The sequence below is a fragment of the Microbacterium sp. Bi98 genome (assembly GCF_918698045.1).
In the GTDB taxonomy this organism is placed as follows: Bacteria; Actinomycetota; Actinomycetes; order Actinomycetales; family Microbacteriaceae; genus Microbacterium.
Genome location: NZ_CAKKLK010000002.1, coordinates 46,473 through 67,322, shown reverse-complemented (window position 1 = coordinate 67,322; position 20,850 = coordinate 46,473). Strand labels below are relative to the sequence as shown.

At 68.4% G+C, this 20,850-nt stretch carries 22 protein-coding genes; 13 read left to right on the top strand and 9 right to left on the bottom strand.

The genetic code is table 11. The features are described 5' to 3' along the window. Positions 1-28: 28 nt before the first annotated feature. From LQZ85_RS04070 to LQZ85_RS04055, 4 genes are all read right to left on the bottom strand, one after another. Positions 29-1,276 carry an MFS transporter gene (locus tag LQZ85_RS04070; RefSeq protein ID WP_230100558.1) on the bottom strand — a complete coding sequence of 416 codons (1,248 nt, stop codon included), beginning with the start codon at positions 1,274-1,276 and terminating at the stop codon, positions 29-31. Continuing rightward, complete coding sequence (locus tag LQZ85_RS04065) at positions 1,273-1,821, bottom strand: winged helix-turn-helix domain-containing protein (RefSeq protein WP_072591187.1); 549 nt, start codon at positions 1,819-1,821, stop codon at positions 1,273-1,275. Before LQZ85_RS04065 ends, LQZ85_RS04070 begins: the two co-directional genes overlap by 4 nt. Before the next feature lie 79 nt (positions 1,822-1,900). Then, the gene (locus LQZ85_RS04060) at positions 1,901-2,980 is read right to left on the bottom strand and encodes a DUF4349 domain-containing protein (protein WP_230100557.1); all 1,080 of its coding nucleotides are present in this window, start codon (positions 2,978-2,980) and stop codon (positions 1,901-1,903) included. Continuing rightward, complete coding sequence (locus LQZ85_RS04055; RefSeq protein ID WP_056278648.1) at positions 2,977-3,534, bottom strand: RNA polymerase sigma factor; 558 nt, start codon at positions 3,532-3,534, stop codon at positions 2,977-2,979. Before LQZ85_RS04055 ends, LQZ85_RS04060 begins: the two co-directional genes overlap by 4 nt. 247 nt (positions 3,535-3,781) lie before the next feature. Here LQZ85_RS04055 and LQZ85_RS04050 point away from each other — a divergent pair, with 247 nt between their 5' ends. Beyond that, positions 3,782-4,786 (top strand): TerC/Alx family metal homeostasis membrane protein, encoded by a 1,005-nt coding sequence (locus LQZ85_RS04050; protein ID WP_056278649.1) that lies wholly within the window; start codon positions 3,782-3,784, stop codon positions 4,784-4,786. A 51-nt stretch (positions 4,787-4,837) separates the two neighbouring features. On the opposite strand, the gene LQZ85_RS04045 is transcribed toward LQZ85_RS04050, so the two are convergent. Next, entirely contained in the window at positions 4,838-5,431 is a 594-nt protein-coding gene (locus LQZ85_RS04045) for an LON peptidase substrate-binding domain-containing protein (RefSeq protein WP_053095883.1), read from the bottom strand. A 36-nt stretch (positions 5,432-5,467) separates the two neighbouring features. On the opposite strand from LQZ85_RS04045, the gene LQZ85_RS04040 reads away from it, so the two are divergent. Continuing rightward, positions 5,468-5,965, top strand: coding sequence for a DUF427 domain-containing protein (locus LQZ85_RS04040; RefSeq protein WP_056278650.1), 498 nt, complete (start codon positions 5,468-5,470; stop codon positions 5,963-5,965). A 17-nt stretch (positions 5,966-5,982) separates the two neighbouring features. Here the strand turns inward: LQZ85_RS04040 and LQZ85_RS04035 are convergent, their stop codons facing one another. Then, positions 5,983-7,296: an LLM class flavin-dependent oxidoreductase gene (locus LQZ85_RS04035; protein WP_230100556.1), complete on the bottom strand. Its 1,314-nt coding sequence runs from the start codon at positions 7,294-7,296 to the stop codon at positions 5,983-5,985. Continuing rightward, positions 7,293-8,588, bottom strand: coding sequence for a PLP-dependent transferase (locus LQZ85_RS04030; protein ID WP_230100555.1), 1,296 nt, complete (start codon positions 8,586-8,588; stop codon positions 7,293-7,295). The genes LQZ85_RS04035 and LQZ85_RS04030 overlap by 4 nt, the downstream gene beginning before the upstream one ends. 187 nt (positions 8,589-8,775) lie before the next feature. On the opposite strand from LQZ85_RS04030, the gene leuC reads away from it, so the two are divergent. The 6 genes from leuC to LQZ85_RS04000 all read left to right on the top strand — a co-directional run bounded on the left by leuC (position 8,776) and on the right by LQZ85_RS04000 (position 15,134). Continuing rightward, a complete protein-coding gene (leuC, locus tag LQZ85_RS04025) occupies positions 8,776-10,227 on the top strand; it encodes a 3-isopropylmalate dehydratase large subunit (RefSeq protein ID WP_230100554.1) in 1,452 nt (483 codons plus the stop codon). A 2-nt stretch (positions 10,228-10,229) separates the two neighbouring features. Further along, on the top strand, positions 10,230-10,829 hold the full coding sequence (gene leuD, locus LQZ85_RS04020) for a 3-isopropylmalate dehydratase small subunit (protein ID WP_230100553.1): 600 nt from the start codon (positions 10,230-10,232) through the stop codon (positions 10,827-10,829). Positions 10,830-10,894: 65 nt separating this feature from the next. Beyond that, a complete protein-coding gene (murA, locus tag LQZ85_RS04015; RefSeq protein WP_053095889.1) occupies positions 10,895-12,262 on the top strand; it encodes a UDP-N-acetylglucosamine 1-carboxyvinyltransferase in 1,368 nt (455 codons plus the stop codon). A gap of 5 nt (positions 12,263-12,267) precedes the next feature. Beyond that, complete coding sequence (locus LQZ85_RS04010; protein ID WP_230100552.1) at positions 12,268-13,023, top strand: lysophospholipid acyltransferase family protein; 756 nt, start codon at positions 12,268-12,270, stop codon at positions 13,021-13,023. Continuing rightward, a complete protein-coding gene (locus tag LQZ85_RS04005) occupies positions 12,989-14,146 on the top strand; it encodes an NAD(P)H-dependent glycerol-3-phosphate dehydrogenase (RefSeq protein ID WP_230100551.1) in 1,158 nt (385 codons plus the stop codon). The genes LQZ85_RS04010 and LQZ85_RS04005 overlap by 35 nt, the downstream gene beginning before the upstream one ends. Next, positions 14,052-15,134: a D-alanine--D-alanine ligase family protein gene (locus LQZ85_RS04000; RefSeq protein WP_230100550.1), complete on the top strand. Its 1,083-nt coding sequence runs from the start codon at positions 14,052-14,054 to the stop codon at positions 15,132-15,134. Before LQZ85_RS04005 ends, LQZ85_RS04000 begins: the two co-directional genes overlap by 95 nt. Before the next feature lie 11 nt (positions 15,135-15,145). Here LQZ85_RS04000 and LQZ85_RS03995 read toward each other — a convergent pair whose 3' ends face one another. After that, entirely contained in the window at positions 15,146-15,652 is a 507-nt protein-coding gene (locus tag LQZ85_RS03995) for a DUF3515 family protein (RefSeq protein WP_187249561.1), read from the bottom strand. Positions 15,653-15,675: 23 nt separating this feature from the next. Here LQZ85_RS03995 and thiL point away from each other — a divergent pair, with 23 nt between their 5' ends. Further along, entirely contained in the window at positions 15,676-16,671 is a 996-nt protein-coding gene (gene thiL / locus LQZ85_RS03990) for a thiamine-phosphate kinase (RefSeq protein ID WP_056278657.1), read from the top strand. Here the strand turns inward: thiL and rsmD are convergent. After that, complete coding sequence (rsmD, locus tag LQZ85_RS03985) at positions 16,641-17,243, bottom strand: 16S rRNA (guanine(966)-N(2))-methyltransferase RsmD (RefSeq protein WP_056278658.1); 603 nt, start codon at positions 17,241-17,243, stop codon at positions 16,641-16,643. The genes thiL and rsmD overlap by 31 nt on opposite strands. 61 nt (positions 17,244-17,304) lie before the next feature. Here rsmD and LQZ85_RS03980 point away from each other — a divergent pair, with 61 nt between their 5' ends. The 4 genes from LQZ85_RS03980 (at position 17,305) to rpmF (ending at position 20,850) form a co-directional block, all read left to right on the top strand. Then, positions 17,305-19,479, top strand: a complete 2,175-nt coding sequence (locus tag LQZ85_RS03980; protein ID WP_230100549.1) for an ATP-dependent DNA helicase RecG — start codon at positions 17,305-17,307, stop codon at positions 19,477-19,479. A 30-nt stretch (positions 19,480-19,509) separates the two neighbouring features. Continuing rightward, entirely contained in the window at positions 19,510-20,007 is a 498-nt protein-coding gene (coaD, locus tag LQZ85_RS03975; protein WP_053095905.1) for a pantetheine-phosphate adenylyltransferase, read from the top strand. An 82-nt stretch (positions 20,008-20,089) separates the two neighbouring features. Beyond that, positions 20,090-20,638 (top strand): DUF177 domain-containing protein, encoded by a 549-nt coding sequence (locus LQZ85_RS03970; RefSeq protein WP_230100686.1) that lies wholly within the window; start codon positions 20,090-20,092, stop codon positions 20,636-20,638. A gap of 2 nt (positions 20,639-20,640) precedes the next feature. Beyond that, entirely contained in the window at positions 20,641-20,850 is a 210-nt protein-coding gene (gene rpmF, locus LQZ85_RS03965) for a 50S ribosomal protein L32 (RefSeq protein WP_017830754.1), read from the top strand.

The following is a 20,850-nucleotide window of genomic DNA, read 5'->3' as shown; positions in this document are numbered from 1 at the left end:
CCGAGGGCTTTCGTCGTCTCCGCATCCATCATGTGGATCCGACGGCTGTACGCAGCGACATGCTCCGGAACGCGGGGTTGGCCAACGGCGCCACCATCGATGCCGTCATCGCTCCACCGAAGAGGGCGAAGGGAACCCAGAGCGCGGTGGTCGACGCGAGCAGACCGAACGCGGCCATCGCGAGCGGCATCAGGCAGTCGTCGCCCAACCGGGTGATGGAGCTCATGCGGCCGAGGTACGCGGTGTCGACGGTTGCCGAGAACGTGGCGCTGAGCAGCACCGATGCGTAGCCGGCGGTCGCACCGATGGCGAAGGCAGCGACTCCGACACTCCACGCGGGACCCCAGCCGAGTGCGACGATGGCCAATCCCTGCAGCATCAGAGCACGGAATCCCGCGCGTGCCTCGCGCCGAGGCCGCCACCTGGCGACGGACACGGCGCCGATCGCCGCGCCGAGTCCCAACAGAGCTTCGAACAGCCCTACAGCCGGCGCGCCCCAGCCTTCGTCGTGTGCTCGGAGCGCGAGGCCGATCCCGACGGCCGGACCGACCGCGAGGTTGAGCCCCGAGAGGGCGATGACGAGCGTGCGGGTGGTGGGATGTGCGCCGAGGTGGGTGAATCCACCCGCGATGTCGCGAAGAGCGGACTGTCGGTCTGCCCGTGCGAGCAGGAACCGCGGTCTGAGCCAGATGGCGATGAACGCGATGACGACGGTGAAAGTCACCGCGTTCACCGCCGCGCTTCCGACGAGGCCCGCGGACGCGACGATCACACCGCCGACGGCCGCGCCGGCCATCGTTCCGAGTCGCGATGCGGTCTGCGAGAGAGCGCCGTAGGACGGCAGGTCAGCGGCTCGCATGAGCTGGCGGGCGACGGTGCCCGCCGAGGGCTCGTAGAAGGCGTCGCAGACGCCGAATGCGATGGCGGCGAGGAGGAGCACACCCACGGTGGGCGGCGCGGAGAGCACCCAGAGCGCCACCGTCACGAGAACGCCCACCCGGACGGCGTTGAACAGCATCATCACTCGGCGCGCGTCCGCGCGGTCGGCGATCATGCCGCCGAACAGCAGGCCGACCGCACGAGGCAGAGTGCCGGCGGCGACGATGAGTCCTGCGACCGCAGGCGAGGCCGTCTGCACGGCGGTCCACGCCAGCGCGATCGTCCACAGGGCGTCGCCCGCGTCCGAGAGCGCCTTGACGAGGATCCACGCATGCACTCGATGGTCTCGTCGGAACGCCGGCGGCTCGACGAGCTGCACAGGATCTGCGGCGGTCATGGTGTCGTCGGGAAGGCGTGCGCGAAGAAGAAGATCGGTGTCCGCTGCTGCCCGTCTTCGAGATCGACCGAGTCGCGCCAGTCCTTCAGCGTCGCCGACAGCCTCGAGCTGAGGTCGCGCAGCTCGTCCGGCGTCGCCCAGGCCGTGGTCTCGGTGTTCGAGGCGTCATAGCCGGCGACGGCCGGATCATCGTGCCGGCGCTGCCAGCGTTGGAGGCGCTCGATCTGCATCCGGATGCTCTGCCGTTGCGCTTCGCGCGCCAGAAGCGCGTCGGCGGGGGAGTCCGCGAAGTCTTCCGCCGACCAGGTCAGGCCGCGACGGGCGATCTTCCACCAGCTCGTGCGCCGGTCGCCCGACGGGTCCTCGGCGCGCTCGACGAGGCCCGCCCGCTCCAGCATGCGCAGATGATGGCTGATGCTGCCGACCTGCGCATCGAGCGACCGGGCGAGTGCCGTCACCTGCGATGTGCCGTACAGCAGCAGGTAGTCGTAGATGCGTCGGCGCAGCGGGTGGTGCACGGCGGTGACGACCGAGATGTCTTCCATGAACGTCACGTTAGAACCGGTTCCCGATTCTCACAAGAGTTCTTGTATACCCCGGAAATTCGAGATTCAACGGGTGATCTCAGCTGTCGGTACCCGCCGCGTCGGAGCCTCGACGACCGCGGCGTGCTCGGCGGACGCCCCATATGATCAGCACGACCAGCCCGGCCACGGCGAGCCACGGAAGCAGGAATCCGACAGAGACCACCAGGGCGTTCAGCGAGACCACGAGCCCGTTCCATCCCGCGACGAGCCCATCGGAGAATCCTGCGGGATCGGCCGTCGTCGGCGCGGCGGTGCGGGTCAGCTGCACCGAGAGACTCGACATCGCGACCTGGTCCTCGAGCGAGGCGAGCTGCTGCTCGTACGACTCGAGCTGCGCCTGACGATCGGTCAGCGCCACCTCCGCCTCGATGAGCTCCGCGACGGTGCCGGTCTGGGACATGAGCTCGCTGAGTCGCTGGACGGATGCCCTGGTCGCATCGATGCGCGCTCGCAGATCGATCGCGGTCGAGGTCACATCCTGCTGCGCGATGGAGGAGGAGAGCACCTCGCCGGATTCGGTGAGCTCATCGATGACGGCGGGAAGATCCGCCGACGGCACGCGGATGCTGATCCAGCCGTACTCCGAGTCCGCGGCGACAGGATCGGAGGAGGCGTCCACGGCAGGGGTCCCGCCGATCTCGGTGCTCTCGACGTAGCCGCCATACGACTCTGCGAGTGCCCCGATGGCGACCGCGGCGTCCGAGACGTCCTTCACCTCCACCGTGGCGTTGGCCGTGGCGATGATCTCACGATCACCCGCTGCGACATCGCCGGCGACCGCGCCCGACTCGGCTGACTCGGTCAGAGCCGAGGGCGCGCTCTGGTCGACGGCGCCCGAGCGAGCGTCCTCGACGACAGTCACGCCCCCGCCGTCGGCCGAGCTCGTCGCCGAACCGCCGACCGCGGTGAGGATGGGCGGGGTGATGAGGACGCCGATGACGAACGCCGCGGCGATGCCGGTGCCGGTGAGCCACCGACGACGACGAACGCGACCGCGCTTCTCTGCAGGCGACTGCCGCGGCAGCTCGGCGGCGATGTCCTCGAACACGGCTCTCTCGATGCGCTCCACTGCGGCATCGGTGAGCTCGGGCAGTGGCTCGGTGGAGGTGTCGTTCATGCGTCGCTCGCTTCCTTCACGGCACCACGCAGTCGGGTGCGGACTCGGGAGAGACGGTTCCGGACGATGGCGTGGCTCACGCCGAGCTCCTCGGCCGCAGCCTGGTAGGCGTAGCCTTCCGCGGCGCAGAGGCGGAAGATCGCGCGATCGAGGTCGCTGAGGGTGCCGACCTCGGCCGCGATCCGCTCTGCGAGGTCCGCGGTGATCACCTGCTCCTCCACGCTGACCGTCGAGGGGAGGGTCTCATCGACCGCATCCGCGGTGTTGGCCTGGTCGCGTCTGCGCTGGCGCAGGCGGTTCGCGGCCTGGAAGCGGCAGATCGTCGCGAGCCACGGGAGGATGGAGTCTCCCTGCAGCTCGAACCCCGGCAGCTTCCGCCACGCCGTGACGAAGGTCTCCTGAGTCACGTCCTCGGCATCCGCGGCGGCGCCGACGATCCCGTGTGCGATCCAGTAGACCGGGCGGGCGTACGCGCGGTACAGCTCGCGGAAGGCGCTCTCGTCACCTGCCGCGGCCCGCGCCGCCACTCTCTGGTCACTCGTCTGCACTGGCATCCCGATTCCGTTCGGTGTCTCTCACCCAGGAAGTGTCGGTCGACGCCCCATCGTCTCAGATCGGTGCCGGCGGCATCCGCAAGCGTCTTCGACTCCGCTACCATTGCTGAGGCGAGAGGGAGTATCCCGCAAGCGCATCCACCGTCATCACGAGCACCGACATCGCTGCTCCGGTCGTGCGACGCACTCTGTGCGTGGGAGAGACTTTCGGCGTTTTTCCGACCCTCCCGAAAGGTGCTGTACGCCCTTGGAAATCCCTGTCTGGTTCGAGATCACCTCGATGATCGTCCTCACGATCATCCTGATCGGCGACCTGCTTCTGATCCGACTTCGTCCCCACATCCCCTCGACCAAGGAATCGACCCTGTGGGTGGTGTTCTACGTCGGACTCGCGCTGCTCTTCGCGGTTCTTCTCGGAAACGTCGCAGGCTGGCGAAACGCCGGCGACTTCATCACCGGCTGGGCGCTCGAATACAGCCTCTCGATCGACAACCTCTTCGTCTTCGTGCTGATCATGGCGCAGTTCGCGGTGCCGCGACGCTTGCAGCAGCAGGTGCTGATGGTCGGCATCATCATCGCCCTCGTCCTCCGCGGAGCGTTCATCCTCGTCGGCGTCACGATCGTCGAGCACTTCTCGCCGATCTTCTACATCTTCGGTGCCTTCCTCATCTACACCGCGATCAAGCAGGCGATGCCCGAGGGCGAGCACGAAGACGATGTGAAGAAGGAGAACTTCATCGTGCGCCTGCTGCGGCGCCGCATCGACATCAGCGAGGAGTACGACGGCTCGAAGCTGCGCACGACCGTCGACGGCAAGCGCATGTGGACGCCGATGGTCATCGTGTTCATCACGATCGGCGTCACCGACCTGATCTTCGCGATCGACTCGATCCCGGCGATCTTCGAGATCACCACCAACGGGTTCCTCGTCTTCGCCGCGAACATCTTCGCGCTCATGGGTCTGCGCCAGCTCTACTTCCTGCTCGGTGATCTGCTCGATCGTCTGCGCTACCTCCACTACGGGATCGCGGTCATCCTCGGATTCATCGGCATCAAGCTGATCCTTCACGCGCTGCACGAGAACGAGCTGCCGTTCATCAACGGCGGTCAGCATGTCGAGTGGGTTCCCGACATCGACAACATGGTGTCGCTGGGCGTCATCGTCGTGGCGATGACCGTGGCCACCGTCGCCAGCCTCATCGCCTCGTCTCGGGAGAAGCGGGCGCAGCGGGTCGGCCCGACGGTCGAGTGAGGCGGTCGCTCTCCGCGGCGCCCGCGATTCCCGCGACGAGCAGGAGACGTGTCACTCCGCTGTCCAGAGCGCCTCGGCGTCGAGCGTGAGATCGATCACCTGACGCAGCAGAGCGCCCACCGTGGTGGACTGCAGCAGCGTGTACTGGTCGTATTCGCCCAGCGGCGCGATGGCGGCGAGCTGCCAGGCGGCCGCGAGCGGTTCTTCCGACAGCTCGGTGTCGGCGTCCCAGGGCGAGTCGGTGCGTGCCAGCACCCGGCGCACGATCGCCTCGGCTTCGGTGCGCAGGGGGGTGAGGGCATCGTTCCAGGTCAGCTCGGGCAGCGGGGTCACCTCTGCGCGCGGGTAAGGAGCTTCGTCCAGCCACTGCTCGACGGTGAAGCGTGCCGTGCCGACCGCCAGGGTGTGCAGCACCTGGGCATCCGCCGCCACGCTCACCAGGCGCGCCATCGTGCCGAATCCACTGCGGCGGTCGCCACCGCCGACCTCATGTCCGCGCTCGATGAGCACGACGCCGAACTGAGGGTCGTCCTCGTCGAGCAGCTGCCCGATCATGGTGAGGTACCGCGGCTCGAACACGCGGAGCGGGAGCGGGGTGTACGGGAAGAGCACCGACCCCAGCGGGAACATCGGTATTTCTGACATGGCCCCAGTCAACACCGTGCGACGTACAGTGAACAGATGCGCAGACCCCGCCCTCTGATGCCCTCGCCCGGTCAGGAATCCGTCTGGGACTATCCTCGACCGCCGAAGGTCGAGCCCGTGGCTGCGCGCATCACCGTTCGCCTCGGCGGCCAGCTCATCGCCGACACGCGCGACGCGGTGCGAGTCCTCGAGACGAGCCATCCTCCCGTGTACTACCTGCCGATCGCCGACTTCACCGCGGGCTCGCTCTCTGACGCGCCGGGCTCCTCGTTCTGCGAGTTCAAGGGAGCCGCACGCTACCTCGACGTGCGAGGTGGAGCGCAGACGGCGGCCGGGGCCGCCTGGAACTACCCGAATCCCTCTCGAGGTTTCGAGATGCTGGCAGACCGGGTCGCCGTCTATGCGGGTCCGATGGACGAGTGCACGGTGGGGGACGAGGTCGTCACACCGCAGCCGGGCGGGTTCTACGGCGGGTGGGTCACGTCGACGGTCGTCGGCCCCTTCAAGGGTGCACCCGGCACCCTGGGCTGGTGACCCTGCTCGCCTACGCGTCAGAACGCGCGGAGGTTCGCCTGCAGCCCTCCGTCGACGTAGTCCCGGCGCAGGATGCCCCGGCGTCGAAGAACGGGCACGAGTTCATCCAGCGTCCGATGCAGCGTGACGGGGTGGAAGTCGCCCCACAGCAGGACGCCGTCGTTGCCCCACTCGCCGAGCTCTTCGATCAGATCTGCGAACTCCTCGGCAGTGCCGACGAAACCCGAGCGATCGGAGATGCGGCCCGTCCGAGCGAGCGCGGCGAGATGGACTCGCAGAGGAGCATCGTCTCCGCGGTCGCCGATCAGGCGCTGGATGCTCCCGCGCGAGACGTGCTCGCCGAAGATCTCGAGGTCGAGTGGTCTGTCGAGATCGAGCGAGGTCAGATCCGTCTCGAGGTCGCTGGACTGCTTGCGTGCGATCTGCACGAGGGTCGCGTCGTCGGGATGCGCGGAGGCGGCGACGATTCGGTCGGCCTCCTCGGCGGATGATGTGATCACCGGCTGGATCGCGAACAGGATCTTGATGTCGTCCGGCGAGCGTCCGGCGGCGATCGCCGCATCGTGGATCTTCGCTCGATAGGCACGCACCGAGGCTTCGTCCAGCGGCGCGAGGGCGAGCTGCACATCGGAGTTGGCGCCGGCGAATCCGAGGCCGCGGCCGGAGCCGCCGGGGGAGACGATCGACGGCTCCCCGTCGGTGAACGGCACGGCGTTCAACGGGCCGTCGAAGTCGAAGTGCGTTCCGCGGTGCTGCACGGAGCGCAGCGTCGATCCGTCGGCGAACACGTCGGTCTCGCGATCGCGGACCAGTGCACCGTCGTCCCAGCTGCGCCAGAGCGAGCGGATGCCGGCGAGCCATTCTTCGGCGCGGTCGTATGCCGCATCGTGCCCGAGCTGTTCCGCGGCGGAGAAATGTCGCGCACTGCCGGTGTCGGTCACCACGTTGAGCCCGAGGCGGTGGCCACTGAGGTGCTGAAGCGTGGAGAACTGCCGAGCCGCGGTATACGGCAGGTACGCCGCCGGGTTCACGGTGGGCACGACCCCGAGATGCCGTGTCGCCTGGAAGAGGTAGGGAGCGAGCAGCAGCGGGTCGTGCTTGGGGCCGCCGAAGGCATGGCGCACCCGGAGGTCGATCGTGTCGGGAGAGCCGAGCGACGGCGCGTCCTCGATGATGAGGAGGTCGAAGCCTGCCTGCTCGAGCGTGCGAGCCGCCTCCTGGTAGATCTCCGGACGGGTCCAGTCGTAGTCCCAGTCCAGCGACGGATAGCCCCACCCCTGCGGGCCGAAGCCGCGTGCCAGGAACCACCCGAAGTGCTGGGGCCTGGTCATGAGACGGCCTCTCGTGCGGGTTCCAGGACTCGGGCCAGGTCGCCGAGGAGGTCGGCGACGTCTTCGATGCCGACCGACAGCCGCAGGGTTCCCGGCTGCACTCCGAGGACGTCTCGCTCCTCGGGCGTGCGATGCGAGTGGCTGGTGGTCGCGGGGTGCAGCACCAGCGAGCGCACGTCGCCGATGTGGGTCATGTGCGTGAACACGTCGACGCTCTCGACGAAGTCGCGTGCGGCGTCGAGGCCCCCGCGGAGCGTGAAGGTGAAGATCGAGCCGTACCCTCCCGAGAGGTACCTCTCGGCGAGGCCGTGGTCGGGATGCGTGTCGAGGCCGACGTAGTCGACGCTCTCGACCGCTTCCTGCGCGGCGAGCCAGCGGGCGATCTCGAGGGCGTTCCGGGACTGCCGCTCGACCCGCAGACCGAGGGTCTCGGCGCCCTGTCCGATCAGGAACGCGTTGAGCGGCGACGGGGACGCGCCGAATCGCGGAGCGACGGACTCGCGCGCGTAGGCGATGCGCGCGTTGCCGCCATGACGCGAAGCCACGCTCGGGAACCCGCCGCGCCCCGGAAGAACGAGATGCGGAGCGTTGTGCCCCGCCTTCGCCGGGTCGAAGCGACCGTCGTCGAGGATCACGCCGCCGAGCACCGACCCGTGACCGGCGAGGAACTTCGAGGCGGAGTGCACCACCATGGCGGCGCCGTGCTCGAGCGGCCGGAACAGGAACGGCGTCGCGAGGGTGTTGTCGACGATGAGCGGGATGGCGAACTCGTCGGCGACCGCGCTCACCGCGGAGATGTCGAGGATGTCGTTGCGCGCGTTCGCGATGGATTCGCCGAACAGCGCCCGGGTGGTCGGGCGGATCGCACCCCGCCAGGCGCCGGGGTCGGCGATGTCGTCGATGAACGTCGTCTCGATGCCGAGGCGAGCGAGGTTGTCGAGCAGAAGCCCTCGCGTGCCTTCGTAGATGTGCGTCGAGGAGACGATGTGATCGCCCGCTCCGGCGACGGTCAGCAGTGCGGTGACGACCGCGGCCTGGCCGCTGGCGACGAGCACGGCCTCTGCGGCGGATTCGAGTGCGGCGAGCTGGCGCTCGACGGCGTGCACCGTCGGATTCCCCGTGCGCGTGTATCCGAACCCCGCGCCGGTGCCGAAGTGGTCGGCGGCGTGGTCGAAGTCGTCGAACTCGAAGCCCGCCGTCAGGTAGATCGGCGTCGCCCTCGACGATGCGGGCCCCTGATTCCGGGCCGCGTGGACCGCTCTCGTGGCGAATCCGGTGCTGTCGTCGGTCATGCGGGTGCCTCTCGAAGGTGTGGGTGACAGTAGCGTGTCACGCGGAGACTCCGGGCGCTGAAGCGGTGGTAATCTGACGTCATGCGGATCGTGCTCCTTCTTAGCGGCCGCGACGAGACCTCGTTCTGAGCCCCTCCTCGTCGCGGAGTCCATCGTGGGCCGAACCGCCAGCTTCAGGAGACACGCAATGAACACCCCCGCAGCAGACACTGCTCCCGTCCGTCCCAGGACCCTCGCCGAGAAGGTCTGGGACGACCATCTCGTCGTCAAGGGCGAGAACGGCGAGCCGGACCTCATCTACATCGATCTGCACCTGGTGCATGAGGTGACGAGCCCGCAGGCGTTCGACGGACTGCGATCGGAGGGGCGACCGTTGCGGCGCCTCGACCTGACGATCGCCACCGAGGACCACAACACGCCGACCTGGGACATCGACAAGCCCATCGCCGACCTCACGAGCCGCACGCAGATCGAGACGCTGCGCCGCAACGCCGCGGAGTTCGGCGTGCGTCTGCACTCGCTCGGCGACGCCGAACAGGGCATCGTCCACGTCGTGGGGCCGCAGCTCGGTCTCACCATGCCCGGCATCACGGTGGTCTGCGGCGACTCGCACACATCGACGCACGGCGCGTTCGGCGCCATGGCCTTCGGCATCGGCACGAGCGAGGTCGAGCATGTCATGGCGACGCAGACGCTGCCGCTGAAGCCGTTCAAGACCATGGCGATCAACGTCGAGGGCACGCTGAGGCCCGGCGTCACCGCGAAGGACATCATCCTCGCGGTGATCGCGAAGATCACCACCGGCGGCGGTCAGGGCTACGTCCTGGAGTTCCGCGGCAGCGCGATCCGGGCGTTGTCGATGGAGGGCCGGATGACGATCTGCAACATGTCGATCGAGGCCGGCGCTCGTGCCGGCATGGTCGCGCCCGACGAGACGACCTTCGAGTACCTGAAGGGTCGCCTGCACGCCCCGAAGGGGCAGGACTGGGACGACGCCGTCGCGTACTGGCGAACGCTGCCGACGGATGAGGGGGCGACGTTCGACGCCGAGGTCTTCATCGATGCCGATGAGCTCGAGCCGTTCGTGACGTGGGGCACCAACCCCGGTCAGGGCAGCTCGCTGTCGGCGGCGGTTCCCGACCCGGCAGAGATCGCCGATGCCAATGAGCGTGCCGCAGCCGAGCGGGCCCTCGAGTACATGGATCTGACGCCTGGCACGCCTCTCAAGGAGGTGCCGGTCGACGCCGTCTTCATGGGGTCGTGCACGAACAGTCGCATCGAGGATCTCCGCGCGTTCGCGTCGATCGTCGAAGGCAAGAAGAAGGCCGACGGCGTCCGCGTCATGGTCGTTCCCGGCTCTGCCCGGGTGCGGCTCGAGGCGGAGGCCGAAGGGCTCGACAAGATCATCAAGGACTTCGGAGCCGAGTGGCGATTCGCGGGGTGCTCGATGTGCCTCGGGATGAACCCTGATCAGCTCGCGCCGGGGGAGCGCTGCGCGTCGACCTCCAACCGCAACTTCGAGGGCCGGCAGGGCAAGGGTGGACGCACGCACCTGGTGTCGCCGCTCGTCGCCGCCGCGACCGCGATCCGCGGCACGCTGTCGAGTCCGAGCGACCTGAACGAGATGGCGGAGGTCTGACCATGGAGAAGTTCACCACCCACACCGGCATCGCCGCCCCGCTGAAGCGCTCGAACGTCGACACGGACCAGATCATCCCCGCCGTGTTCCTCAAGCGGGTCACGAAGACCGGCTTCGAGGACGCACTGTTCCACGGCTGGCGTCAGGATCCCGATTTCGTGCTCAACCAGCCGGCTTTCCAGGGCGCATCGGTGCTCGTCGCCGGCCCCGACTTCGGCACCGGATCCAGCCGCGAGCACGCCGTCTGGGCGCTGCGCGACTTCGGCTTCGCGGTGGTCCTGAGCCCGCGCTTCGCCGACATCTTCCGGGGCAACTCGGGCAAGCAGGGGCTCCTCGCCGCCACCATCTCCGAAGAGGATCTCGAGCGGATCTGGGCCGAGATCGACCGGAATCCCGGGGCTTCGATCACGGTCGACCTCGAGGCGCGAGTCGCGTCGATCGGTGAGATCCAGGCTGACCTCGGGATCGACGATTACACTAGATGGCGGCTCCTCGAAGGGCTCGATGACATCGGGCTCACCCTGCGCAACGAAGACAAGATCGCGCAGTTCGAGGCCCGTCGCGAGTCGTGGCGGCCCCGGACCCTTCCCGTTCAGCAGTGAACGGCGGGGCGGGGGAGCCGAGGGCGACCCCGCCCCGAATTCCGTTGAATGAAGTGAGGCTCCGAATGACGACACCTGTGCGCGACGCTCTTCCGGACGGAGTCCCCCCACTCACCGGAGACGTCCTCGCCATTCGCGGAGGGCGCCCGCTGCGCGGCCGCGTCGACGTCAAGGGCGCGAAGAACCTCGCGACCAAGGCGATGGTCGCGTCCCTGCTCGGAGAGACCGTCAGCGTGCTGCGCGACGTGCCGGCCATCAGCGACGTCGCGGTCGTCCGCTCGCTGCTCGAGGTCCATGGCGTGCGGGTCTCCGACGGCGATGAGCCCGGAGCTCTCGTCTTCGACCCCAGCGACGTCGAGTCGGCCCACTTCGAGGAGATCGACGCTCACGCGGGTGCCTCGCGCATCCCGATCCTCTTCTGCGGCCCGCTGCTGCACCGTCTCGGTCAGGCCTTCATCCCCGACCTGGGCGGCTGCCGCATCGGCGACCGCCCGATCGACTTCCATCTGGACGCGCTCCGCAAGTTCGGCGCCATCGTCGAGAAGCTGCCGAGCGGCATCCGCCTGTCGACGGGTGGTGCGCGCCTGCACGGTGCGAACATCCACCTCCCGTACCCGAGTGTCGGAGCGACCGAGCAGGTGCTGCTCACGGCCGTTCGCGCCGAGGGCACCACGGAGCTTCGCAACGCCGCCATCGAGCCCGAGATCATGGACCTGATCGCGGTGCTGCAGAAGATGGGCGCGATCATCTCCTACGAGCCGAACCGCGTCATCCTCATCGAGGGTGTCGAGACGCTTCGGGGGTACGACCACCGCTCGATCTTCGACCGCAACGAAGCCGCATCCTGGGCGTCCGCCGCACTCGCCACCGACGGCGAGATCTTCGTGGGCGGCGCGAAGCAGCAGGAGATGCTCACGTTCCTCAACGTGTTCCGCAAGGCCGGCGGATGGTTCGACATCAAGGAGGACGGGATCCTGTTCCGTCGCGACGGCGAGCTCAAGCCGGTCATCGTCGAGACCGACGTGCACCCCGGATTCATGACCGACTGGCAGCAGCCTCTCGTCGTGGCGCTCACTCAGGCCAAGGGCCGCTCGGTCGTGCACGAGACGGTCTACGAGAACCGTCTGGGCTTCACCGAGGCGCTCGTCAAGATGGGCGCCGACATCGTCGTGCACCCCCGCGGACTGCAGGACGGAGCCCGTCGTGTCCCGCGCCGGGACCTCGAGCAGGCCGCCGTCATCACCGGCCCGACGCCGCTGCACGCCGCAGACATCGTTGTTCCCGACCTTCGCGGCGGATACAGCCACGTCATCGCGGCGCTGACCGCCGAAGGCGAGTCGAGGGTGTCCGGAGTGGACATTCTCAGCCGCGGCTACGAGAAGTTCCTCGCCAAGCTCGATGCCGTGGGCGCCGACTTCGACGTCATCCGGTGACCCCGATGGGTTCCCGCTCGACGGAGACCACGCGACCGAGTGCGTTCTGGCCGGTCGCGGCGATCGCCGTGCCGCTGATCTCGCTCGTCGCGAAGCTCCGCATCACGGGAAGCGAGAAGCTCCCGCGTGAGGGAGCGTACGTTCTCGCCCCGAACCACTACTCCGAGTTCGATCCGCTCGTGGTCGCACTCGCGGTGTGGCGCATCGGTCGAGCTCCGCGCTTCATGGCGAAGGAGAGTCTCTTCAAGGTTCCTGTGCTCGGAACCGTGCTCCGCGCGACAGGAATGGTCCCCGTGGCACGCGCCTCGTCGGCATCCGCGGCGAAGCAGACGCTCAAGCAGTCGGCCGAGCTCGTCGAGCACGGTCGCGGTGTGATCGTCTATCCGGAGGGCACGCTGACCCGCGACCCCGACATGTGGCCGATGCGCGGAAAGTCCGGGGCTGTCCGGCTCGCGCTGACCGACGGCATCCCGCTCATCCCGATGGCCCACTGGGGCACCCAGCGGATCATGGGGCGCTACCAGAAGGGGCTCAGCCTCTGGCCGCTGCGCAAGCCCGTGGACGTCGTCATCGGCGATCCCGTCGATCTGTCGGACCTCCGTGGTCGTGCGGGCGAGGCATCTGCGCTGAACGAAGCCACCGAACGACTGATGCAGGCCATCACGACGCTGCTCGAGGACCTGCGTGACGAGAAGGCTCCGGCCGAGCGCTGGAACCCGTCCGCCCATGGACAGAAGGAGACGGGTCGCCTTGACTCCTAAGCGCAACGCTCCCGCAGGACCACGCGTCGCGGTGATCGGTGCCGGAAGCTGGGGCACCACGTTCGGAAAGATCCTCGCCGACGGCGGGGCGCAGGTCACGATGTGGGCGCGCCGAGCCGAACTCGCCCACGAGATCGACGAGGCCAAGCGCAACTCCCGCTATCTGCCCGGCATCAACCTGCCGCGCACGATGTCCGCGACGCACGAGCTGGCGATCGCGCTCCGCGATGTCAACCAGGTGTACCTCTCGGTGCCGAGTCAGTCGCTGCGGGAGAATCTCAAGGCGCTTCGGCCGCTGCTCGCCGACAATGACGCGAAGATCGTCAGCCTGATGAAGGGCGTCGAGCGCACGACGGGGCTCCGGATGAGCCAGGTCATCGAGCAGGAGCTGCGCTGCGATCCCGACCGTATCGCGGTCGCCTCCGGGCCGAACCTCGCGCTCGAGATCGCTCGCGAGCAGCCCACGGCCGCCGTGATCTCCTCACGCAGTCGGGAGACCGCCGAGGAGGTCGCGCGCGCGGCACGTAACGGCTACTTCCGGACGTTCGTGAACACCGACGTGATCGGCACGGAGTTCGGGGGAGTGCTGAAGAACCTCATCGCGGTGGCCATCGGCATCGTCGACGGCGTCGGGTACGGCGAGAACACCAAGGCGTCGATCATCACCCGCGGTCTCGTGGAGATGACCGATTTCGCCGTCGCCAACGGCGCTCACCCCGAGACCCTGCAGGGACTCGCGGGCCTGGGCGACCTCATCGCGACATGTCAGTCCCCGCTGAGCCGCAACAACACCGCCGGGCGCCTTCTCGGCCAGGGATACAGCTTCCAGGACGTCGTGAAGCAGATGCAGCAGACCGCTGAGGGCCTCGCGTCCGTGGCGCCGGTGCTGCAACTCGCCCGAGAGTCCGACGTGCACATGCCCATCGTCGAGCAGGTGAAGATGGTGCTCGACGGCAAGATGAACCCCCGCGACATCGCACCCCACCTGACGACGGACGACGACACCCCGCAGGGTGAGAGGACCAACCATGGACAAGCAGACGGTGGTGGTGCTCTTCGGAGGGCGCTCCAGCGAGCATTCGATCAGTTCCGCAACGGCGGGCGGAGTGCTGGGCGCGATTGATCGCGATCGGTACGCCGTGATCCCGGTCGGGATCACCCGCGACGGCGCCTTCGTCCTCGAGGACGACGACCCGGCGAAGTTCCCGCTGGATGCCGCTCACCTGCCCGAGGTCGCCGACAACGGCACACGGGTGCTGTGGCCGGAACCCGGCGGAGACCGCAGCCTGCGCGTCGTGCGCACCGACGGCACCACCGAATCCCTCGGCGAGATCGATATCGTGCTGCCGATCCTCCACGGCCCGCACGGCGAGGACGGCACCATCCAGGGGTACTTCGACACCCTCGAGGTCCCCTACGCCGGCGGCGGGGTGCTCGACTCCGCACTGTGCATGGACAAGCACTTCATGAAGATCGCGCTGCGGGCCGCCGGTATCGCGGTGGCGGCCGGACTGACGGTGCGCGCGCGCCAGTGGGAACAGGATGCCGTCGCGATCCGCGACTCGGCGGCGGCGCTCGGCCTGCCGCTCTTCGTGAAGCCGGCTCGCGCGGGATCCAGCGTGGGCGTCTCGAAGGTCGAGAGCGCCGACGAGCTCGATGCGGCGCTGGCGATCGCGTTCGCAGAAGACGACAAGGTCCTGATCGAGGCGGGCGTGGTCGGCCGCGAGATCGAGGTCGCCGTGCTCGAAGGCGCCGACGGCGTCCGAGCGTCGCTTCCTGGCGAGATCGTGCTGACGACTCGAGGGTTCTACGACTTCGAGGGAAAGTACCTCGGCGGCGACGGCGTCGACGTCGTGTGCCCGGCGGCCCTCGAGGAATCCGAGGTCGCGGCCATTCAGGATGCCGCAGTCCGTGCGTTCGAGGCGGTGGACGGGCGAGGTCTTGCGCGCGTCGACATGTTCCTCACGCCTACGGGAGAGCTCGTGGTCAACGAGCTGAACACGATGCCCGGATTCACTCCGATCTCGATGTTCCCGAAGTGCTGGGTGGCGTCCGGACTCAGCTACGGCGACCTGATCTCCGAGTTGATCGAGGCGGGCCTGCGCCGCTGACCCTCGACGCGTCAGCCTTCGGTCGATCCGTCGTCCGGGTTCTCGTCGGTGGGCACCCGGTCGGTGCAGCGTGCCGTGGCCGGTGCGAGGCCCGACTGGATGCTCGTGGAGAGGCTCTCGACGACCGTACGGAAGTCGATCTCCTCGCCACGGCGGATGATCACCTCGATGGCGGGCTCGCGACCGTACGTCACGAGACGCTGCCGGTCTTCCTCCTGATCGAGAACGAGCCAGTCGACGCTGCCGATGGTCGTGCACACCTCTGTCGACGGCGCCGGCGGTTCGACGCCGCAGCGCAGCACGACGGTCGGGTCGCCCCAGGCTCCGGTCGCCTGAGCATCGGTCCACACCCGATCGAGATCGCCGACGGCGTCGGGGAGGAGCACGGACACCTCGGCGCAGGCCGGATCGTTGGCGTCCTCAGCGGGTTCGAGGTGGATCGTCGTCGAGCAGCCGGACAGTGCGGCGAGGAGGACCAGCGAGCCCGCGACGACGGCGAGACGGCGAGAGCGGGGCATGCATCCAGGCTACCTTTGACTGCATGTCCTCCCGACCTCGCGACGATGATCCGACCCTCGGCGAACTGTCGGAGGGGGAGATCCTCAGAGCGATCCTGGCGAGGACGGCGCGGGCCTCTCACACGCTCGTCGGACCCGGCGACGATGCGGCGGTGATAGCCGCTCCCTCGGGTTCGGTGGTCGCCACGACGGACACTCTCGTGCACGGCCCGGACTTCCGGCTCGCGTGGTCGTCGGGGTACGACCTCGGTTGGAAGGCCGCCGCAGTCAACCTCGCCGACGTGGCGGCCATGGGCGCGCGGCCGACGGCGCTCCTGGTGGCGCTGGCCGTTCCCCGCGACCTTCGACTGTCGTTCATCGAGCGCCTCGCAGACGGCTTCCGAGAAGCCTGCGCCGCACTCGCACCGGAATGCGCGGTGGTCGGCGGCGATCTCACGGTCTCGGACGTCCTGACCGTGGCCGTCACCGCGCTCGGCGATCTCGAGGGCCGGCCGCCCGTGACCCGGTCGGGCGCACGGGTCGGTGACGCGGTCGCGGTCGCAGGCGAACTGGGGCACGCCGCTCACGGACTCTCGGTGCTCTTCGGAAGGTTCCGCGAGGGGGAGGCGCCGGTCCCCGTCGATGCGTCCCTGCTCGCCCCGGGTGAGAGCGCTGCTCTGGCGGCTCAGCTCCGTCCATCGCCGCCGATCGGTCTCGGCCCTTTCGCTGCCACTGCGGGCGCGACCGCGATGATGGACATCTCAGACGGGCTCGCGCTCGACGCGCGACGGATGGCAGCGGCCTCCGAGGTCACCATCGCACTCGACAGCGCAGCCCTCGGCGACAGCCCCCAGCGAGCTCTCGCCGGTGGCGAGGATCACGCCCTTCTCGCCTGCTTCCCGCCGGGGATCGTGCCGGCGGGCTTCCGCGTCATCGGCACTGTCGTGCCCCGGGGCGAGCACGAGCTGCTGGTCGACGGCGCACCCGCGGATGTCAGCGGCTGGGATCCCTATCGCGACTGGGACTCGGCCTCGGGCTGAGACGACTCCGTCGCGGGAGTGGGCTCGGCCCACCAGAGGGCGGTGTCGCCGTAGGCCTTCTCGCGGATCAGCTCCAGTCCGGCCGCAGCGAGGTCGGGAGGGGTCGATCGCCGGGCGCGCTCGATGATCACGAGGGCGTCGGGAGTGAGAAGCGGCGCGAGCGTGACGAGGTCCGCCGTCATCGCCTCGTCGTCGAGGTCGTACGGGGGATCCGAGAACACGAGGTCGTACGGGCCGGAGGCGCGCAGCAGGAACGATCGGACGGTGCTCTGGTGCACCCTCGCGCTCGGCGCTCCGGCCTTCGCGACGGTGGCGGCGTTGCGGCGGACCACCGACGCCGCCTCTCGGCCGTGCTCGACGAGATCCGCGCTCGTCGCGCCGCGGCTGAGGGTCTCCAGTCCCAGCGCACCCGAGCCGGCATAGAGGTCGAGCACCCGCGCGCCGACGATGGCATCCGCCGACTCCAGCGCTCCGAAGAGCGACTCCCGCACGCGGTCGCTGGTGGGTCTCGTTCCCGCGCGGGGCACGTCGAGCCGCGCGCCGCGCGCTGTTCCGGCGATGATCCTCGTCACCCGTTCACGATACGACAGCTGCGGCGCACGTCGTGTCCGTGCGGCCTCCTAGACTCGGATCATGTCGCTCACGCTGGATTCGTCGCTCGAGGAGGCGCTGGGCGCCACGCCGGCGAAGTCTCTCGACAGAGCCTTCAGCATGAAGACGGTCGGCGATCTCGTGTCGCACTATCCCCGACGGTACGCGGATCCGGGCGAGCTGACCCCGATCCGTGAACTCCCTCTGGGCGAGACGGTGACGATCGTCGCCGAGGTGCTGTCCTCCAGCGCCAGGGCGATGCGCAACCGTCGTGGTGCGATGGTCGACGTCGTGATCGGCGACGGCATCGGCAAGATGTCTCTGACGTTCTTCGCGAAGAACCTGGGCGCGGCCAAGTGGCGCTCCGAGGACCTCGCGGTCGGACGTCGAGGTGTCTTCTCGGGCAAGGTCGGCGAGTTCAACGGCATGACGCAGTTCGCGCATCCCGAGTACGAGCTGTTCGACGACGAGGATGCGGCCAGACGCCGGGCGGACGCGCGCGCTGCCGTGCTGATTCCCATCTATCCCGCGACGTCGACGCTGCAGACGTGGCAGATCGCGAAGTTCATCACGCGGGCGCTCGACGGCCTCGGCGACGTGCCGGAGCCTCTCGCCCCCGATGTCCGCGCGCGGGAGGAACTTCTGACCGCCCGAGAGGCGCTCGAGCAGATTCACCGCCCGAAGACCCGCAACGACATCGATCCTGCGGTCCGCACCCTGCGGATGCACGAGGCGCTCACTCTCCAGACCGCCCTCCTGCAGCAGCGCGATGCGGTGCGATCGCTGTCGGCGACCGCGCGTCCGTCGAAGCCCGGTGGGCTGCTCGAGCGCTTCGACGCCTCGCTGCCGCACGACCTCACGCCCGACCAGAAGACGGTCGGCGAGCAGGTGGCGAGCGACCTCGTCGCCGCCTGGCCGATGAATCGTCTCGTGCAGGGCGAGGTCGGGTCCGGGAAGACCCTCGTCGCGCTGCGCGCGATGCTCCAGGTGGCCGAGTCCGGCGGTCAGGCGGCGCTGATCGCCCCGACCGAGGTGCTCGCAGGGCAGCATCTGCGATCGATCGCGAAGATGCTCGGGCCGCAGATGTCGCCGCTCGTGATGCCCACCCTGCTCACCGGTCAGATGCCGGCCGCCGAGCGTCGCAAGGCTGCGCTCCGCGTCGCCTCCGGACAGGCGCTGATCGTCGTGGGCACGCACGCGCTGCTCGGCGAGAAGACGACCTTCGCTGATCTCGGCCTCGTCGTCGTCGACGAGCAGCATCGGTTCGGAGTCGAGCAACGAGAGGCGCTCCGCGCGAAGGGGTCCAGCCCGCACGCGCTGGTTCTCACCGCGACCCCGATCCCGCGGACGGTCGCGATGACGGTGTTCGGCGATCTCGATACCTCCGTGATCCGCACGATGCCCAAGGGACGAGCCGGAATCGAGTCCTTCGTCGCTCCGCTCGCAGAGCATCCCGGCTGGTTCAATCGAGTCTGGGAGCGCGCCGCCGAGGAGATCTCTCAGGGCCGACAGGTGTTCGCGGTTTGCGCGGCGATCGACACGACCAAGAAGACGGCGGAAGCGGGGGAGCAGCCCGTGATCCCGCCCGAGGGTGCACCAGGTCCTCGCTGGGGCGTGGTGCAGCTCGATGAGGCCCTGGCGACGCACCCCCGGCTCGGGAACGTCCGACGGGCCGTGCTGCACGGTCGCATGCCGTCCGACGAGAAGGACGCCGTCATGCAGTCCTTCGCGCGCGGCGAGATCGACCTGCTGGTGGCGACGACCGTGATCGAGGTCGGCGTCGACGTCCCGAACGCCTCGACCATGATCGTTCTCGACGCCGATCGGTTCGGGGTGTCGCAGCTGCACCAGCTGAGGGGCCGTGTCGGTCGAGGAGGCGTTCCAGGGCTCTGCCTGTTGGTCACCGAAGCCGAAGAGGGGTCAGTGGCGCGCGAACGCGTGGACGCGGTGGCAGCGACTCTCGACGGCTTCGCTCTCGCGGAGGTCGATCTCGAGCTCCGCGGTGAAGGTGACGTGCTCGGTGCCGCACAGGCTGGAGCTCGGTCCTCCCTGAAGCTGCTGCGGGTCGTCAAGGACTCGGGCCTGATCGTCCGAGCCCGGGAGCTCGCGGAGGGCATCCTCTCCGACGACCCGGATCTGCGGGCGAATCCCGGACTCCGCTCGGCGATCGAGCGACGCGTGAGCGACGACGACCGGGCGGCACTCGCGAAGAACTGACCGCGGCACCGCGTGCTTTAGGCTGGGGGCATGAGCAGCCGGATCGCCGTCGTCCCTGGATCGTTCGATCCGCCGACCCTGGGTCATCTCGACGTGATCCGTCGCGCAGCCAAGCTGTACGACGAACTCCACGTGCTCGTGGTGCACAACCCCGGCAAAGAGGCGCTGCTCCCGATCGCTCAGCGGATGTCGCTGCTCGAGCAGTCGATCGCTGAGGACGGGATCGGCGACAACGTCGTCGTGGGCTCCTGGAGCATGGGGCTGCTCGTGGACTACGCCCGCGACGTCGGCGCGGGAGTTCTCGTGAAGGGCATCCGTTCGCAGATCGACGTCGCGTACGAATCCCCGATGGCGATCGTCAACCGTCATCTCGCCGACATCGAGACGGTCTTCCTCCTGCCCGACCCCGCGCATGCCCTGGTCTCCAGCTCCCTGGTCCGCCAGGTGGCAGGCCTCGGCGGTGACGTGTCGCCGTTCGTGCCTCCGGCGGTCGCCTCCTTCCTCGACACCGGATCACGCGGGATCTGATTTCCGGAGGCGCCGTCTCCACACAGCGCGGAACCAGCCTCCATCCCGCAGGAGCCGGTACCATTGCCGGGTGCGTTCCCGAATGAATGGTCCCTTCGTCCTGCCCGTCCGTGACATCGTCCGCAAGCCGGGCGAGATGCGCGAGCACGAGTTCTCGGTGACCCTCGGCGAAGGCTGGGGAGAGGGAATCGTCGCGTATGAAGCCGGTTCTGCGCTCGACCTGGACGTGCGTCTCGAGTCGGTTCACGAGGGCATCCTGGTCTCCGGAACCGCCGACGCTGAGTACTCCGGCGTATGCGGAAGATGCCTGATCGACATCACCCGGCCCGTCGAAGTCGAGTTCCAGGAGCTTTTCGCGTATCCTGGTGAGGAAGAAACTGACTTCGAGGTTCAAGACGACCACGTGGATCTTGAAACTCTAGTCAGGGATGCGGCCGTATTGGCGCTTCCATTTCAGCCGGTGTGTCAGCCGGCTTGCCCCGGGCTCGACCCGGAGACGGGCGAGAGGCTGACCGCGAGCACCGGGACGGAGCAGGTGGCTCCCATCGATCCTCGGTGGAGCGCGCTCCAGCAGATCACAGACCAAGACGGTGAGGCACAGAGCCGAGCCGCCGAGAAAGAAGAGAGCTAGTCATGGCTGGTAACCCCCCGAAGCGCAAGGTATCCCGTTCGAACACCCGCTCGCGCCGCGCGCAGTGGAAGGCGGCGCCCGTCGCACTCGTGAAGACCATCGAGAACGGTCAGGTCGTCTACAGCCGTCCTCACCAGGCCAAGGTCGTCACCGACTCGCAGGGCACCGAGCTCTTCCTCGAGTACAAGGGTCGCAAGGTCGCCGACGTCTGA

Excerpts from the sequence above, each read along its gene's own strand:
- leuC (WP_230100554.1), top strand. The coding sequence starts at position 8,776 with ATGAACACCCCCGCAGCAGACACTGCTCCCGTCCGTCCCAGGACCCTC.
- LQZ85_RS04055 (WP_056278648.1), bottom strand. The coding sequence starts at position 3,534 with ATGCCAGTGCAGACGAGTGACCAGAGAGTGGCGGCGCGGGCCGCGGCA.
- LQZ85_RS04065 (WP_072591187.1), bottom strand. The coding sequence starts at position 1,821 with ATGGAAGACATCTCGGTCGTCACCGCCGTGCACCACCCGCTGCGCCGA.
- coaD (WP_053095905.1), top strand. The coding sequence starts at position 19,510 with ATGAGCAGCCGGATCGCCGTCGTCCCTGGATCGTTCGATCCGCCGACC.
- LQZ85_RS03980 (WP_230100549.1), top strand. The coding sequence starts at position 17,305 with ATGTCGCTCACGCTGGATTCGTCGCTCGAGGAGGCGCTGGGCGCCACG.
- LQZ85_RS04035 (WP_230100556.1), bottom strand. The coding sequence starts at position 7,296 with ATGACCAGGCCCCAGCACTTCGGGTGGTTCCTGGCACGCGGCTTCGGC.
- rpmF (WP_017830754.1), top strand. The coding sequence starts at position 20,641 with ATGGCTGGTAACCCCCCGAAGCGCAAGGTATCCCGTTCGAACACCCGC.
- LQZ85_RS04010 (WP_230100552.1), top strand. The coding sequence starts at position 12,268 with ATGGGTTCCCGCTCGACGGAGACCACGCGACCGAGTGCGTTCTGGCCG.
- LQZ85_RS04070 (WP_230100558.1), bottom strand. The coding sequence starts at position 1,276 with ATGACCGCCGCAGATCCTGTGCAGCTCGTCGAGCCGCCGGCGTTCCGA.
- leuD (WP_230100553.1), top strand. The coding sequence starts at position 10,230 with ATGGAGAAGTTCACCACCCACACCGGCATCGCCGCCCCGCTGAAGCGC.
- LQZ85_RS03995 (WP_187249561.1), bottom strand. The coding sequence starts at position 15,652 with ATGCCCCGCTCTCGCCGTCTCGCCGTCGTCGCGGGCTCGCTGGTCCTC.
- LQZ85_RS04005 (WP_230100551.1), top strand. The coding sequence starts at position 12,989 with ATGGACAGAAGGAGACGGGTCGCCTTGACTCCTAAGCGCAACGCTCCC.
- murA (WP_053095889.1), top strand. The coding sequence starts at position 10,895 with ATGACGACACCTGTGCGCGACGCTCTTCCGGACGGAGTCCCCCCACTC.
- LQZ85_RS04040 (WP_056278650.1), top strand. The coding sequence starts at position 5,468 with ATGCGCAGACCCCGCCCTCTGATGCCCTCGCCCGGTCAGGAATCCGTC.
- LQZ85_RS04045 (WP_053095883.1), bottom strand. The coding sequence starts at position 5,431 with ATGTCAGAAATACCGATGTTCCCGCTGGGGTCGGTGCTCTTCCCGTAC.
- LQZ85_RS04000 (WP_230100550.1), top strand. The coding sequence starts at position 14,052 with ATGGACAAGCAGACGGTGGTGGTGCTCTTCGGAGGGCGCTCCAGCGAG.
- LQZ85_RS04060 (WP_230100557.1), bottom strand. The coding sequence starts at position 2,980 with ATGAACGACACCTCCACCGAGCCACTGCCCGAGCTCACCGATGCCGCA.
- thiL (WP_056278657.1), top strand. The coding sequence starts at position 15,676 with ATGTCCTCCCGACCTCGCGACGATGATCCGACCCTCGGCGAACTGTCG.
- LQZ85_RS03970 (WP_230100686.1), top strand. The coding sequence starts at position 20,090 with ATGAATGGTCCCTTCGTCCTGCCCGTCCGTGACATCGTCCGCAAGCCG.
- LQZ85_RS04030 (WP_230100555.1), bottom strand. The coding sequence starts at position 8,588 with ATGACCGACGACAGCACCGGATTCGCCACGAGAGCGGTCCACGCGGCC.